This window comes from Enterobacter cloacae complex sp. HYC033_NIDB (genome assembly GCF_056673335.1).
Genome location: NZ_CP115123.1, coordinates 200,727 through 215,470, shown reverse-complemented (window position 1 = coordinate 215,470; position 14,744 = coordinate 200,727). Strand labels below are relative to the sequence as shown.

Here is a 14,744-nt window from a genome sequence, read left to right as displayed (position 1 = left end):
AAGCGCTAACTGTACAAATGGCCTGTTGTGTTTCACAACAGGCCGTCCTGCACCCGTTAACTGCCCGGACAATTAGTGTTGTTTCAGTTTATCTTTATGTTTATTGAGCTGTCTCGCAAGCTTATCAATCAAGCCGTCGATAGCCGCGTACATGTCTTGCCCTTCCGCACTGGCATGGAGTTCCCCTCCGTTGACGTGCAGGGTCGCATCCGAGATATGCGTCACTTTCTCCACTTTCAACACAACATAGACCTGGTTGATCCTCTCGAAATACTGCTCGAGTTTCGCAAACTTAGTGTTTACAAAATCGCGTAAAGCCTCAGTAATCTCGACGTTATGTCCGGTGATATTGAGCTGCATAGTGTCTTCCTTATCGGTTGTGTCAAACCAGTTGTTTACGCTGGTTAGACGGCGGAATGGATAAAGACTCTCGATACTTCGCGACAGTACGACGTGCCACCATAATACCCTGATCGGACAGCATGGTGGTTAACTTACTGTCACTGAGTGGCTTCGCGGGGTTCTCCGCGGCGATCAACTTCTTCACCAGTGCGCGAATAGCCGTTGACGAGGCTTCGCCGCCGCCTTCGGTGTTCACGTGGCTGGAGAAGAAATACTTAAGCTCAAAAATACCGCGTGGGCTGTGCAGATATTTCTGCGTGGTCACGCGGGAAATGGTTGATTCATGCATCTCGACGGCCTGGGCGATGTCTGCCAGCACCATCGGTTTCATAAACTCTTCGCCCTGCTCAAAGAACGCCTGCTGCTGTTCGACAATACAGCGGCTGACGCGCAGCAGCGTGTCATTACGGCTCTCCAGGCTCTTGATCAACCAGCGTGCTTCCTGAAGGTTGCTGCGAATGTATTGATTATCAGCGTCGTTACGGGCGCTGGTGCACATGGAGGCGTATTGCTGGTTGATTTGCAGGCGAGGAATGCTGTCGGCGTTCAGTTCAACGACCCAGCGGCCATTGTGTTTTCTCACCAGCACATCAGGAATGACATATTCCGGTTCGCTGGTCTGGATCGACTGCCCCGGACGCGGATCGAGCGACTGGATCAGATTCACCGCTTCCTTCAGCACCTCTTCTTTCAGGCGTGTGACGCGCATCAGGGTGCGGAAGTCGTGATTCGCCAGCAGATCCAGATGATCGCTGATGATGAGCCGGGCTTCGTCAATCCACGGTGTCTCTTTGGCAAACTGCGAAAGCTGGATCAGAAGGCAGTCGCGCAGATCTTTCGCGGCGACACCTATCGGGTCGAAACGCTGAACGCGTTTCAGAACGGCTTCGATCTCTTCCAGTTCAATCTCGTCATCGCCGATGCTTTCAAGAATCTCGTCCAGCGTCACGGTCAAATAGCCCGTGTCGTCAACGGCATCGACAATCGAGGTGGCAATGGCGCGATCGGTATCGGAGAAAGGAGTCAGCTCTACCTGCCACATCAGGTAGTCCTGAAGCGACTGGGTGGTTTCGCCCTGGTAGACCGGGAGTTCATCGTCCTGGTAGTCTGCGCGCGTCCCGGAAGGGGTACCCGCGGTGTAGATTTCGTCCCAGCTGGCATCCAGCGGCAGTTCGTCCGGCATCTCTTTCTGTTCGAGCGCATCTACGGAGTCGAGCGTTTCTGTGTCCTGCGTCTGCTGGGCGTCTACCTCGTCATGAAGATCGGTTTGCTCCAGCAGCGGATTGCTGTCCAGCGCCTGCTGGAGCTCCTGCTGGAGTTCTAACGTGGACAGCTGCAACAGACGGATTGCCTGCTGTAGCTGCGGCGTCATGGCCAGTTGCTGGCTGAGCCGTAATTGCAAACCTTGCTTCATGTTCAGAGCGTTTTTCTCCGGTTCGGCGTGACTTAACCTCTACCCTATCAGAGTCTGAAGTCTTCCCCAAGGTACACGCGCTTAACATGCTCATCTTCGAGGATTTGCTGCGGCGTACCGTGGGCAATCAGATGGCCCTGGCTCACTATGTAGGCGCGCTCACACACGGCCAGCGTTTCACGAACGTTGTGGTCCGTGATCAGTACGCCAAGCCCGCTGTCGCGCAGGTGCTCAATGATACGTTTGATATCGATAACGGAGATGGGGTCAACGCCCGCAAACGGTTCATCCAGCAGGATGAATTTTGGGTTTGCTGCCAGCGCGCGCGCAATCTCAACGCGGCGGCGTTCACCACCGGACAGCGCCTGGCCGAGGCTGTCACGCAGATGTTCGATATGAAACTCTTCCATCAGCTCGTTCGCACGGTCAGAGCGCTGCTCGCTGGTCAGATCGTCACGGATCTGGAGCACGGCCATCAGGTTGTCGAACACGCTTAAGCGGCGGAAAATAGACGCTTCCTGCGGCAAATAGCCGATGCCACGACGCGCGCGGGCATGCAGCGGCAGCAGGCTGATATCTTCATCATCGATGATGATGTTGCCGGCGTCACGCGGGACGATGCCCACCACCATGTAGAAGGTCGTGGTTTTACCCGCCCCGTTAGGGCCAAGCAAACCCACGATTTCGCCGGAGTTGACGGTCAGACTGACATCTTCGACGACGCGGCGGCCCTTATACGCTTTCGCGAGGTTTTTTGCAGTTAAAGTTGCCATAACGAATTAGTTACTCTTTTTCTGTGCCGGAGCCTGACCGTTGTTCTTGTCCTGCAACTGCGAAGGCACAAGCACGGTCGTGACGCGTTTGCCTTTTTCGCTGGAGGCCTGCATTTTCTGCTCTTTCACCAGATAGGTGATCTTGTCGCCTTTGATATTGCTGTCCAGCTGTTCCAGGTAAGCATTACCGGTCAGGATGACCAGATCCTTCGCCAGTTCATAGTGCATATGCGAGGCATGGCCTTTCACCGGCTTGCCGTTGTCCTGCATCTGGTAGAAGGTGGCCGGGTTGCCATAACCATCGATAATCTCTTTGCCCTGCTCGCCGCCCGGACGGGTAACGACCACTTTGTCGGCGTTGATTTTAATGGTGCCCTGGGTCATGACGACGTTGCCGGTAAAGGTGACGACGTTACCCTGCATATCCAGAGACTGGGTATCGGATTCAATATGAATCGGCTGTTCGGTGTCGCCAGTCACAGCAAGCGCGGGAAGACTGGCCGCCAGCAGCGCGCTGGCGATAACAACTTTAAGGCTGAGTTTGTTTGTTTTGAATTTCATAGGAGGTTCTAACCTTTTCAATCAGCTCGGCGTTTTTGCTGCGTAAGTTCCCGCGCATTCTTAAACCGCTGGAATTAAATGTTGTGCCATACAGGGTGACTAGATCCTGCGACGTGACATCCTGGGTGACCAGGTTGATCTGGGCGTTATCCGTCGTAATTTTTCGCAGTTGCGCGTCAGCGGTCAGGGCGTTGACTTCAACGTGACCATACAGGTAAAGCATACGGTCATTTGTCAGTTTTGCCCGGTCAGACTTGATAGACCACGTCGGCACTTTGTCCGTATCAAAGGTGGTCATGACCGGTTGGGTAAACCACGAGGTACCGTCATCTGAAAAATATTCTACATGCTGAGCAACGAGGCGATAGTTCAGCGCGCCTTCCGGGCTATAGACCACGGTGTCGCTGTGATCGCTTTTGTAGGTCGGGTCGCTCGTGTTAACCACTTCCGCTTGCGTATCATCGCGGTCAGCGAGGTTGACGCCAATCAGTACCAGGGCGACAAGCGCAAGCAGAATGATAACCCAACGTCTGGTTTTACTCATATCGATTGCCCTTTCGCCTCATCAAGCTTGCCCTGCGACAGCAGAAGCAGATCGCAGACTTCACGGACGGCGCCGCGGCCACCGTGAATATGGGTAACGTAATCAGCACGCGGGATCAGCAGCGGGTGCGCGTCAGCCACGGCGATGCTCAGACCCACCTCCGCCATCACTGGCCAGTCGATCAAATCATCCCCGACGTATGCCACATTCTCTGGTGCAATGGCCAGTTTTCCCAGCAGATCCCGGAAAGCTACCATCTTATCAGACTGCCCCTGATAGAGATGGGTAATGCCCAGCGTTTCACACCGATCTTCTACCAGTTTAGCTTTCCGCCCGGTGATGATAGCAACTTCAATACCGGACGTGAGCGCACAGCGGATACCGTAACCGTCGCGAACGTTAAAGGCTTTCAGCTCTTCGCCGTTATTGCCCATATAAATCAGACCGTCGGAGAGCACACCATCCACATCGAGGATCAACAGGCGGATATTTTCCGCCTTTGCCATCATGTGGGCGCTCACCGGGCCATAACAGGTTGCAAGGGATGCACCCGCATTACTCATTGTCTTATCCTTCATTACACTACGCCAGCGCGCAGCAGATCATGCATATGTACCACACCCAGCAGTTGGTCGCCATCGGCAACCATCACTGAGGTAATATGACGGGACTGCATCAGGTTCAGCACATCTACCGCCAGCGTGCCCGGACGGACGCGGATCCCGCCTGGCGTCATCACATCAGCAATGCCCAGCGTTCGGACATCCACACCCATATCGAATACCCGGCGCAGGTCGCCGTCGGTGAAAATGCCCTGAATCTTCATCAGATCGTCGCAGATAACCGTCATGCCCAGGTTTTTACGGGTGATCTCCAGTAACGCGTCGCGCAAAGAGGCCTCTTTGCTCACGTGCGGGATCTCATCTCCGGTGTGCATAATATCGTTAACCCGCAGCAGCAGTTTGCGCCCGAGCGCGCCGCCGGGATGAGACAGGGCAAAATCTTCAGGCGTAAAACCGCGGGCTTCCAGCAGCGCAACGGCAAGGGCATCGCCCATCACCAGCGCGGCGGTTGTGCTGGAGGTCGGCGCCAGCCCCAGCGGACAGGCTTCTTTAGGCACTTTCACGCACAGGTGAATATCCGCCGCACGCGCCATGCTGCTTTCCGGTCGGCTGGTCATGCAAATCAGCGGTACGTGCAGACGCTTCAGCACCGGGATCAACGCCAGGATTTCATTCGATTCCCCGGAGTTGGACAGCGCAATAACCACGTCCTGCGGCGTAACCATGCCGAGGTCACCGTGCGCGGCTTCACCGGGATGAACGAAGAATGACGACGTGCCGGTACTGGCAAAGGTCGCCGCCATTTTGCGTCCGATATGGCCGGATTTGCCCATCCCCATCACCACGACTTTGCCGGCACAGTAGAACATCTTCTCACAGGCCAGACTAAAATCCTGATTAATGTACTGATCTAACTGCGCCAGACCTTCACGTTCAATCTCCAGAACGTCTTTGCCTGCTTTCTGAAAGTCAAAACCCGGCTGCAATTCTATTTGCGACATAATGCGTTTCCGTTTACCCAGAGAGAAGAGGCGAAAGCCAGTACAGCATCGCCAGCCATACGATAAATCCACCCGTCAGCAGCGCGCCTGCGCCTTTGCCGATCTGCTCTTTTCGCCGCCAGCAGAGCAGGGCGAAAATCACGCTGACCAGCAGCATCACACCGTAATCGCGCGTGAAAACCATAGGGTTAAACGGCCCCGGCGAGATTAGCGCCGGCAGCCCCGTCACGATTGCGATATTGAAAATATTCGAGCCGATGATATTGCCGATGGCGATATCATCTTCCCCTTTACGCGCCCCGGCGATGGCGGTGGCCAGCTCTGGCAGGCTGGTGCCGATGGCGATTACCGTCAGACCGATTGTCAGTTCGCTCATCGCAAACGCGTTCGCCAGCACCGTCGCGTTATCGACCACCATCCGCGTGGCCATTGGCATGATGATTAGCGCGACGCCCAACCACAGCAGGGCGACGGGTAAGGTTCCTTCCCGGGGCAGCTCGGCGAGATGCTCACGCGTGAGGCTATCGTTACCCTGTTTTTCCGCCAGACGTGCGATCTTCACGCTGTAAAGCAACCAGATCACGGCCAGGGCGAGCAGGAATATACCGTCACCGACGCTCAGCACCCCGTCATAAAGTACGTAGCCTGCCAGCAGACTGACGACTAACATTAACGGCAATTCCCGGCGCAAAACATCAGAATGCACGCGAAATGGATGCAGTAATGCGGCTAAGCCTAAAATCAGTAAGATATTGACGATGTTAGAGCCAATCGCGGTGCCGATAGCGAGGTCGACCTGCCCATGCAGCGAGGCTGAAACAGAAACGATGATTTCAGGAAGCGATGTGCCTACACTGACCACCGTCATGCCGATAATGATGGGCGGCATGCCAATGAGTCGACAGAGAATGGATGCGGCAAAGACCAAACGGTCAGCACTGTAGACCACCAACAGTAAACCAATTATTAACAGTGCTGTTGCTAAAAGCATCAAAAGTCCTTTCTTCAGGTATACTCGCTGGTCCACTGCGCACGAATGTTGGCGCCAGATGAAGTCTGAGACGTAACGAATTCCTAATTTTGACTTTATGCGCCGGAAAAGTAAAACAAATGCCAGCTTTCGCTAACCCCAATAGTGAATATTCTGTAAAAATGCGGGGTTTAGGGCTGATTTACGCTTCATGCCAGCCGTGAAGCAAGGTAAGTAAGGAACCATAAATGAGCCAAACGATGGCGAATATAGTCGATGTCCGGGGCGTCAGTTTTTCTCGCGGCAACCGGTTAATATTTGATGATATTTCGCTGACCGTGCCGCGCGGTAAAATCACCGCCATCATGGGGCCGTCAGGGATCGGTAAAACCACGTTGCTGCGTCTTATCGGCGGGCAAATCCCCCCTGACAGCGGCGAAATTCTCTTCGACGGCGAAAATGTCCCGGCGATGTCTCGCTCGCGCCTCTACACGGTTCGCAAACGGATGAGCATGCTCTTTCAGTCGGGCGCGCTGTTCACGGATATGAACGTTTTTGACAACGTGGCCTATCCGTTGCGTGAGCACACCCATCTTCCTCCTGAGCTGTTGCACAGTACGGTGATGATGAAGCTTGAAGCCGTGGGGCTGCGGGGGGCTGCGAAACTCATGCCGTCCGAACTCTCGGGTGGGATGGCGCGCCGCGCCGCGCTGGCGCGTGCTATTGCCCTGGAACCCGATTTAATCATGTTCGATGAACCGTTCGTCGGGCAGGACCCCATCACCATGGGCGTGCTGGTGAAGTTAATTTCGGAGCTGAACAGCGCCCTTGGCGTCACCTGCGTGGTGGTTTCCCACGACGTGCCGGAAGTGCTGAGTATCGCTGATTACGCCTATATTGTGGCTGACAAAAAGATCGTCGCCCACGGCAGCGCGCAGGCGTTGCAGGAGAATGGCGATCCGCGCGTGCGGCAGTTCCTGGACGGTATCGCAGATGGGCCGGTGCCTTTCCGCTATCCGGCGGGCGACTATCATGACGATTTACTCGGAATAGGGAGTTAAGCCACTCATGCTGTTAAATGCGTTGGCGGGTCTTGGACACCGTGGCCTAAAAACCATCAGTACGTTCGGGCGTGCCGGATTAATGTTGTTCAACGCGCTGGTCGGCAAACCGGAGTTCCGCAAGCATGCGCCGTTACTGGTACGGCAGCTTTATAACGTCGGCGTGCTGTCGATGCTTATCATCATCGTGTCGGGTCTGTTTATTGGCATGGTGCTGGGGTTGCAGGGGTATCTGGTGCTGACAACCTACAGCGCGGAAACCAGCCTTGGCATGCTGGTGGCGCTCTCGCTGCTGCGTGAACTCGGGCCGGTGGTTGCCGCGCTGCTGTTCGCCGGGCGTGCCGGGTCAGCGTTGACGGCGGAAATTGGCCTGATGCGCGCCACCGAGCAGCTCTCCAGTATGGAGATGATGGCAGTCGATCCGCTGCGCCGGGTAATCTCGCCGCGCTTCTGGGCCGGGGTTATCTCCTTGCCGTTACTGACTATCCTCTTTGTGGCGGTAGGTATCTGGGGAGGCGCGCTGGTTGGCGTTAACTGGAAAGGCATTGATGCCGGATTCTTCTGGTCTGCCATGCAGGACGCCATCGATCTGCGGATGGATCTAGTGAACTGTCTGATCAAGAGCGTGGTTTTCGCTGTGACGGTTACCTGGATTGCGTTGTTTAATGGTTACGATGCCATTCCGACGTCGGCGGGCATTAGCCGTGCAACGACGCGTACTGTCGTACATTCGTCGCTGGCCGTTTTAGGTCTGGATTTTGTGCTCACCGCACTGATGTTTGGGAATTGAGTTCATGCAAACGAGAAAAAATGAAATTTGGGTTGGCGTGTTTCTGCTTCTGGCGCTGCTGGCCGCGCTGTTCATCTGCCTGCGAGCGGCGGACATCACCTCTGTTCGCGCCGAGCCGACGTATCGTGTCTACGCGACTTTCGATAACATCGGCGGCCTGAAAGCGCGCTCACCGGTGCGTATTGGTGGCGTCGTTATCGGACGTGTCGCTGACATTACGCTTGATGAGAAAACCTATCTGCCGCGCGTCGCGATGGATATCGAAGAGCGCTATAACCACATTCCGGACACCAGCTCGCTTTCTATCCGCACCTCTGGCCTGCTGGGGGAGCAATATCTGGCCCTTAACGTTGGTTTTGAAGATCCTGAGCTGGGAACGACTATCCTTAAAGACGGTAGCGTAATCCAGGATACCAAGTCAGCGATGGTGCTGGAAGATATGATTGGTCAGTTCCTTTACAACAGTAAAGGGGATGATAAAAAGTCTGACGATGCCCCTGCGCAGAGTGAAGACCACACCAACGTCGAACCGACGCCAGGCGCGACGAATTAATTTCAGGAGAAGTCATTCATGTTTAAACGACTGTTAATGGTTGCCATGCTGGTCATTGCCCCTCTTACCGCGGCGCACGCTGCGGATCAGAGTAACCCGTACAAACTGATGGATGAGGCCGCGAAGAAAACCTTCGACCGTCTTAAAAACGAACAGCCAAAAATCCGTTCTAACCCTGATTATCTGCGTGATGTGGTGGATCAGGAACTGCTGCCGTATGTGCAGATCAAGTATGCGGGCGCACTGGTGCTGGGCCGTTACTACAAAGATGCGACCCCTGCACAGCGCGAGGCTTACTTTGCGGCGTTCCGTGAATACCTGAAACAGGCTTACGGCCAGGCGCTGGCGATGTACCACGGGCAGACCTATCAGATTGCCCCTGAACAGCCGCTGGGCGATGCCACTATCATTCCTATTCGCGTGACGATTATCGATCCAAACGGTCGTCCACCGGTTCGTCTGGACTTCCAGTGGCGTAAAAACAGCCAGACCGGAAACTGGCAGGCGTACGACATGATCGCTGAAGGCGTCAGCATGATCACCACTAAACAGAACGAGTGGAGCGATCTGCTGCGCACTAAAGGCATCGATGGCCTGACGGCTCAGCTTCAGTCCATCTCTCGTCAGAAAATTACCCTGGACGAGAAGAAGTAATGTCACAGCAGCTTAGCTGGGCGCGTGACGGCGAGACGTTGACGCTGACGGGAGAGCTGGATCAGGATCTGCTTAACCCGCTGTGGGACGCTCGCCATAACGCGATGCAGGGCGTGACGCTGATTGATCTCCATGGCGTTACGCGGGTAGATACCGCCGGTATCGCCCTGCTGGCGCACCTGGTGGCCACGGGCAAAAAGCAGGGGAGTGGCGTTACCCTGACGGGGGTAAGCGATAACGTGATTACCCTTGCACAGCTTTACAATTTGCCCGAAGACGTATTACCTCGCTAATTTTTTCAGTACGTTACTTCTGAAAGCCCCGACAGTTTACGCGTCGGGGCTTTTTGCTTGTTTAAGACCGCGCCACTTTGCTCTAAGATGTTGAGCTTGTTTTCACTATCAGATGATGTAGACCCCATGGAAAATAATGAAATCCAGACTGTGCTGATGAATGCACTCTCCCTTCAGGAAGCCCACGTCTCTGGCGATGGCAGTCACTTCCAGGTTATTGCTGTGGGTGAGATGTTCGACGGAATGAGTCGCGTGAAGAAACAGCAGGCTGTGTACGCGCCGCTGATGGAATACATTGCGGATAACCGCATCCACGCCCTGTCGATTAAAGCGTTCACCCCACAGGAGTGGGCACGCGATCGCAAACTAAACGGTTTTTGAGCTGAGGGCGAAACGCCCGCAGCACGGTTGAATTTATAAGAGAGCAAACGATGGATAAATTTCGTGTACAGGGACCCACGCGTCTCCAGGGCGAAGTCACAATTTCTGGCGCTAAAAACGCCGCGCTGCCCATTCTTTTCGCTGCGCTGCTCGCAGAAGAGCCGGTAGAGATCCAGAACGTACCGAAGCTGAAAGATATCGACACGACCATGAAGTTGCTCGGCCAGTTGGGCACCAAAGTGGAGCGTAACGGTTCCGTCTGGATCGATGCCAGCAACGTGAACAACTTCTCAGCGCCGTATGAGCTGGTGAAAACCATGCGTGCTTCCATCTGGGCGCTTGGTCCGCTGGTGGCGCGTTTCGGTCAGGGACAGGTTTCACTGCCGGGCGGATGCGCTATCGGCGCGCGTCCCGTTGACCTGCATATCTTCGGCCTGGAAAAACTCGGCGCGGAGATCAAGCTGGAAGAGGGTTACGTTAAAGCGTCCGTCAATGGTCGTCTGAAAGGCGCGCACATTGTCATGGACAAAGTGAGCGTGGGCGCAACGGTCACCATCATGTCGGCTGCTACGCTGGCAGAAGGCACTACCATCATCGAAAACGCCGCCCGTGAGCCGGAGATCGTGGATACCGCGAACTTCCTGGTCGCGCTGGGAGCGAAGATCAGCGGGCAGGGCACAGACCGTATCACCATCGAAGGCGTTGAACGTCTGGGTGGTGGTGTGTATCGCGTACTGCCAGATCGTATCGAAACCGGTACTTTCCTGGTGGCCGCGGCCATTTCTGGCGGTAAGATTGTCTGCCGTAACGCCCAGCCAGATACCCTGGATGCGGTGCTGGCGAAACTGCGCGATGCGGGTGCGGATATCGAAATCGGTGAAGACTGGATCAGCCTCGATATGCACGGGCAGCGTCCTAAAGCCGTTAACGTGCGTACTGCGCCACATCCGGCATTCCCGACGGATATGCAGGCACAGTTCACGCTGTTGAACCTGGTGGCCGAAGGCACGGGCTTCATCACGGAAACTATCTTCGAAAACCGTTTCATGCACGTACCGGAACTGATCCGTATGGGTGCGCATGCTGAGATTGAAAGCAACACGGTAATTTGCCACGGCGTTGAAAAACTGTCCGGTGCGCAGGTGATGGCGACCGATCTGCGCGCGTCTGCGAGCCTCGTATTGGCAGGTTGTATTGCGGAAGGGACTACCGTTGTCGATCGTATCTACCACATCGATCGTGGTTACGAGCGTATTGAGGACAAACTGCGCGCGCTGGGTGCAAATATCGAGCGTGTGAAGGGCGAGTAATCGTTCCGGCACCCCCCTGCCATAACAGGCCGGGGGATTGCTGTTCCTGTCAATCCTGGTGCATCAGTCCTGATGTGCTTTCTTCGTTTTGCCCTGGCGCATCATGCGCGTTCTGTCGATAAATTCATGGGTAATAGGATCGTGGTAGCGTGACGGCCATATCACCCACGGATGCGTATCCAGCGCCGTCGCGATAATCAGTTCCCCCTTCGGCCATGGGCGGGTCAGGGCGTTTGCCAGCGTCGACGAGCTTAGCCCATGACGACGTGATTCGGCAGCCAGCGATGTTCCTTTTTTACGCAGTGCCGCAATAATGTCAGCAGAATGCCAGTCGATGAATTTTGTATCCATAATGCTGTCCTTGTGTTCGTTATCGTCCACGTCGTTTCGTGTGAAAAGACAGCATTACTATACTCACTTCGAACATGTGTTCTAAAAAGTTCATGTTACGAGAGGCAATATTCAGAATAAGGCACGGCTTTATACATGCGGCCTGTAACCCGACGGGCTTACGCGGAAATGTAATTTATTGGTGTGTACTGGAATCTCCCTGCGTGGGCGCAGGGAGATGAGGAGGGGATTATCGGTCGCGCTGGACGGCGATGTGCGCGAGGCCGATTAGCGCATCACGCCATGGGCTGTCGGGAATGACCTGAATGGCGGCGATGGCTTTGTCCGCTTCTTCTTCAGCGCGCTGACGCGTCCATTCCAGGGAGCCGCAGATAGCCATTGTTTCCAGTACCGGTTCCAGAAGATGGCGTCCATTTCCCTGCTCGATAGCCTCCCGGATCATTTTCGCCTGCTCTGGTGTGCCATTGCGCATCGCGTGGAGCAGCGGCAGCGTTGGCTTGCCTTCGTTCAGGTCATCGCCGACGTTTTTACCGAGCGTTTCGCCATCCGCGCTGTAGTCCAGCAAATCATCAATCAGCTGGAACGCGGTGCCGAGGTAACGGCCATAGTCCTGAAGGCCCTTTTCCTGAGCTTCGCTACAGCCTGCCAGAATGCCGGAGCATTGCGCGGCGGCTTCGAACAGACGTGCGGTCTTGCTATAAATCACCCGCATATAGTTTTCTTCGGTGATGTCCGGGTCGTTGACGTTCATCAGCTGTAGGACTTCACCTTCAGCGATAACGTTCACGGCTTCTGACATCACTTCCAGCACCTTCAGCGAGCCAAGGCTGGTCATCATCTGGAAGGCTCGGGTATAGATAAAATCGCCTACCAGAACGCTTGCCGCATTACCAAACGCGGCGTTGGCGGTGGCTTTACCACGACGCATGTCTGATTCATCCACAACATCGTCGTGAAGCAGGGTGGCGGTGTGGATAAATTCGATCAGCGCCGCGATCGTGACGTGGGCATTTCCCTGATAGCCAACCGCGCGTGCGGCCAGAATGGCAATCATCGGACGAATACGTTTACCGCCGCCGCTGACGATGTAATAGCCCAACTGATTGATCAGCTGAACGTCAGAGTTGAGTTGCTCCAGGATTGCTGCATTCACACCCGCCATATCTTGCGCGGTTAACTCATTGATTTTTTCTAAATTCATCGCAAAAGCCGGGCTTTTTATCCTGTTTATCCCACACGAGATGGGTACACAAAGGGTTTCGGTTTATAAATAGTATTGCTGATTGTACTGAAAAAACGGCTCAGATAAACGTTACCGTACGTGTTGTGTTTTTTTTCTTCATGTATTGATGGTAGCACTTGTCAAAGGCTCGCGTTTTGCGTAATATTCGCGCCCTATTGTGAATATTTATAGCGCACTCTGAATCATACGAGGATGTGCGCGGAAGCGGAGTTTATATGTACGCGGTTTTCCAAAGTGGTGGTAAACAACACCGAGTAAGCGAAGGTCAGACCGTTCGCCTGGAAAAGCTGGACATCGCAACTGGCGAATCTGTTGAGTTCGCTGAAGTTCTGATGATCGCAAACGGTGAAGAAGTCAAAATCGGCGTTCCTTTCGTTGATGGCGGCGTTATCAAAGCTGAAGTTGTTGCTCACGGTCGTGGCGAGAAAGTTAAAATCGTTAAGTTTCGTCGTCGTAAACACTATCGTAAGCAGCAGGGCCACCGTCAGTGGTTCACTGATGTGAAAATTACTGGCATCAGCGCCTAAGACCTGAGGAGAGATTTAAATGGCACATAAAAAGGCTGGCGGCTCCACACGTAACGGTCGCGATTCAGAAGCTAAACGCCTGGGCGTTAAGCGTTTCGGTGGCGAATCCGTTCTGGCGGGTAGCATCATCGTTCGTCAGCGTGGCACCAAGTTCCACGCGGGTACCAACGTAGGTTGCGGTCGTGACCACACTCTGTTTGCTAAAGCAGACGGTAAAGTGAAATTTGAAGTTAAAGGCCCGAACAACCGTAAATACATCAGCATCGTTGCTGAGTAAGGTTTTCTCGGTCCGGTAACGGATTAAAGCCCCGCAACGTGTTGCGGGGCTTTTTACATTGGAAACCCGGAAAATTTTCTGTAGGGAAAACGGGCATGAAGCAGCAGGCCGGCATGGGTATTCTTTTGGCGCTCACTACCGCAATGTGCTGGGGTGCGCTGCCAATTGCAATGAAGCAGGTACTGGAAGTCATGGAGCCACCGACGGTGGTGTTTTATCGCTTCCTGATGGCAAGCATAGGCTTGGGCGCCATTCTGGCCGTCAAAGGTAAGCTGCCACCGCTGCGCATCTTCCGAAAACCGCGTTGGCTGGTGTTACTGGCTATCGCGACGGGCGGTCTGTTCGGTAACTTCATTCTGTTCAGCTCTTCCCTGCAATATCTTAGCCCTACAGCGTCGCAGGTGATTGGTCAGCTTTCACCGGTCGGCATGATGGTCGCCAGCGTATTCATCCTCAAGGAGAAGATGCGCGGCACGCAGATCATCGGGGCAAGCATGCTGCTTTGCGGGCTGGTGATGTTCTTTAACACCAGCCTGATTGAGATTTTTACCCGCCTGACGGATTACACCTGGGGTGTCATTTTTGGGGTGGGTGCAGCAACGGTCTGGGTGAGTTATGGCGTCGCGCAAAAGGTGTTATTGCGCCGTCTTGCCTCACAGCAGATCCTCTTTTTGCTGTACACTTTGTGTACACTGGCATTATTGCCTTTAGCGAAGCCGGGTGTAATTACCCAGCTCAGCGACTGGCAACTGGCGTGCCTCATTTTTTGTGGGCTGAATACGCTGGTCGGTTATGGCGCTCTGGCTGAAGCCATGGCGCGCTGGCAGGCAGCACAGGTGAGCGCCTTAATCACGCTTACCCCGCTGTTTACGCTGTTATTTTCAGATTTGTTATCAATGGCCTGGCCCGATGTCTTCGTCAAGCCGATGCTCAACCTGTTGGGTTATCTCGGTGCGTTTGTCGTGGTTGCGGGCGCGATGTATTCCGCCATTGGTCATCGTCTCTGGGGGCGTTGGCGCAAAAATGAAGCGGTTGTAATAGTCCCCCGCTCAGGCGAATGAGTTACGGAGAGTAAA

The 14,744-nt window shown here is 54.5% G+C and carries 20 protein-coding genes; 10 read left to right on the top strand and 10 right to left on the bottom strand.

Features of this window, described 5'->3' with window-relative positions:
• Positions 1–72: 72 nt before the first annotated feature.
• Genes hpf through O1721_RS01020 form a run of 8 tightly spaced genes read right to left on the bottom strand, consistent with a single transcriptional unit; the run spans position 73 to position 6,249 of the window.
• A complete protein-coding gene (hpf, locus tag O1721_RS01055; protein ID WP_003861866.1) occupies positions 73–360 on the bottom strand; it encodes a ribosome hibernation promoting factor in 288 nt (95 codons plus the stop codon).
• A 22-nt stretch (positions 361–382) separates the two neighbouring features.
• Complete coding sequence (rpoN, locus tag O1721_RS01050) at positions 383–1,816, bottom strand: RNA polymerase factor sigma-54 (RefSeq protein WP_003861864.1); 1,434 nt, start codon at positions 1,814–1,816, stop codon at positions 383–385.
• 47 nt (positions 1,817–1,863) lie between these two features.
• Positions 1,864–2,589: an LPS export ABC transporter ATP-binding protein gene (gene lptB, locus O1721_RS01045; protein WP_023304493.1), complete on the bottom strand. Its 726-nt coding sequence runs from the start codon at positions 2,587–2,589 to the stop codon at positions 1,864–1,866.
• Between the two features lie 6 nt (positions 2,590–2,595).
• Positions 2,596–3,150 (bottom strand): lipopolysaccharide ABC transporter substrate-binding protein LptA, encoded by a 555-nt coding sequence (lptA, locus tag O1721_RS01040; RefSeq protein WP_006812136.1) that lies wholly within the window; start codon positions 3,148–3,150, stop codon positions 2,596–2,598.
• Positions 3,119–3,694, bottom strand: a complete 576-nt coding sequence (gene lptC, locus O1721_RS01035; RefSeq protein WP_015571983.1) for an LPS export ABC transporter periplasmic protein LptC — start codon at positions 3,692–3,694, stop codon at positions 3,119–3,121. Before lptC ends, lptA begins: the two co-directional genes overlap by 32 nt.
• Positions 3,691–4,257 carry a 3-deoxy-manno-octulosonate-8-phosphatase KdsC gene (kdsC, locus tag O1721_RS01030; protein ID WP_017693909.1) on the bottom strand — a complete coding sequence of 189 codons (567 nt, stop codon included), beginning with the start codon at positions 4,255–4,257 and terminating at the stop codon, positions 3,691–3,693. The genes lptC and kdsC overlap by 4 nt, the downstream gene beginning before the upstream one ends.
• Before the next feature lie 14 nt (positions 4,258–4,271).
• Positions 4,272–5,258, bottom strand: coding sequence for an arabinose-5-phosphate isomerase KdsD (gene kdsD, locus O1721_RS01025; RefSeq protein WP_003861853.1), 987 nt, complete (start codon positions 5,256–5,258; stop codon positions 4,272–4,274).
• Positions 5,259–5,271: 13 nt separating this feature from the next.
• Positions 5,272–6,249: a calcium/sodium antiporter gene (locus O1721_RS01020; RefSeq protein WP_003861852.1), complete on the bottom strand. Its 978-nt coding sequence runs from the start codon at positions 6,247–6,249 to the stop codon at positions 5,272–5,274.
• A gap of 227 nt (positions 6,250–6,476) precedes the next feature.
• Between O1721_RS01020 and mlaF the strand changes: the two genes are divergently transcribed.
• The 7 genes from mlaF to murA all read left to right on the top strand — a co-directional run bounded on the left by mlaF (position 6,477) and on the right by murA (position 11,270).
• Entirely contained in the window at positions 6,477–7,289 is an 813-nt protein-coding gene (gene mlaF / locus O1721_RS01015; protein WP_017382730.1) for a phospholipid ABC transporter ATP-binding protein MlaF, read from the top strand.
• Between the two features lie 7 nt (positions 7,290–7,296).
• On the top strand, positions 7,297–8,079 hold the full coding sequence (gene mlaE / locus O1721_RS01010; RefSeq protein WP_003861848.1) for a lipid asymmetry maintenance ABC transporter permease subunit MlaE: 783 nt from the start codon (positions 7,297–7,299) through the stop codon (positions 8,077–8,079).
• A gap of 4 nt (positions 8,080–8,083) precedes the next feature.
• Positions 8,084–8,632, top strand: coding sequence for an outer membrane lipid asymmetry maintenance protein MlaD (mlaD, locus tag O1721_RS01005; protein ID WP_006812131.1), 549 nt, complete (start codon positions 8,084–8,086; stop codon positions 8,630–8,632).
• 18 nt (positions 8,633–8,650) lie between these two features.
• Positions 8,651–9,286 (top strand): phospholipid-binding protein MlaC, encoded by a 636-nt coding sequence (mlaC, locus tag O1721_RS01000; protein ID WP_006812130.1) that lies wholly within the window; start codon positions 8,651–8,653, stop codon positions 9,284–9,286.
• A complete protein-coding gene (mlaB, locus tag O1721_RS00995) occupies positions 9,286–9,579 on the top strand; it encodes a lipid asymmetry maintenance protein MlaB (protein WP_032649664.1) in 294 nt (97 codons plus the stop codon). Before mlaC ends, mlaB begins: the two co-directional genes overlap by 1 nt.
• A 126-nt stretch (positions 9,580–9,705) precedes the next feature.
• Positions 9,706–9,960: a BolA family iron metabolism protein IbaG gene (gene ibaG, locus O1721_RS00990; protein WP_003861840.1), complete on the top strand. Its 255-nt coding sequence runs from the start codon at positions 9,706–9,708 to the stop codon at positions 9,958–9,960.
• Between the two features lie 50 nt (positions 9,961–10,010).
• Positions 10,011–11,270: a UDP-N-acetylglucosamine 1-carboxyvinyltransferase gene (gene murA / locus O1721_RS00985; RefSeq protein WP_006812128.1), complete on the top strand. Its 1,260-nt coding sequence runs from the start codon at positions 10,011–10,013 to the stop codon at positions 11,268–11,270.
• A gap of 63 nt (positions 11,271–11,333) precedes the next feature.
• Here the strand turns inward: murA and sfsB are convergent, their stop codons facing one another.
• Together sfsB and ispB are read right to left on the bottom strand one after the other, a co-directional pair.
• Positions 11,334–11,621 (bottom strand): DNA-binding transcriptional regulator SfsB, encoded by a 288-nt coding sequence (gene sfsB / locus O1721_RS00980; protein WP_020480545.1) that lies wholly within the window; start codon positions 11,619–11,621, stop codon positions 11,334–11,336.
• 229 nt (positions 11,622–11,850) lie between these two features.
• The gene (gene ispB / locus O1721_RS00975; protein ID WP_006812126.1) at positions 11,851–12,822 is read right to left on the bottom strand and encodes an octaprenyl diphosphate synthase; all 972 of its coding nucleotides are present in this window, start codon (positions 12,820–12,822) and stop codon (positions 11,851–11,853) included.
• 257 nt (positions 12,823–13,079) lie between these two features.
• Between ispB and rplU the strand changes: the two genes are divergently transcribed.
• The 3 genes from rplU (at position 13,080) to O1721_RS00960 (ending at position 14,729) form a co-directional block, all read left to right on the top strand.
• Positions 13,080–13,391 (top strand): 50S ribosomal protein L21, encoded by a 312-nt coding sequence (rplU, locus tag O1721_RS00970; RefSeq protein ID WP_003025032.1) that lies wholly within the window; start codon positions 13,080–13,082, stop codon positions 13,389–13,391.
• A 19-nt stretch (positions 13,392–13,410) separates the two neighbouring features.
• Positions 13,411–13,668, top strand: a complete 258-nt coding sequence (gene rpmA, locus O1721_RS00965) for a 50S ribosomal protein L27 (RefSeq protein ID WP_003861831.1) — start codon at positions 13,411–13,413, stop codon at positions 13,666–13,668.
• Between the two features lie 95 nt (positions 13,669–13,763).
• A complete protein-coding gene (locus tag O1721_RS00960; RefSeq protein ID WP_015571979.1) occupies positions 13,764–14,729 on the top strand; it encodes a DMT family transporter in 966 nt (321 codons plus the stop codon).
• Positions 14,730–14,744: the final 15 nt, after the last annotated feature.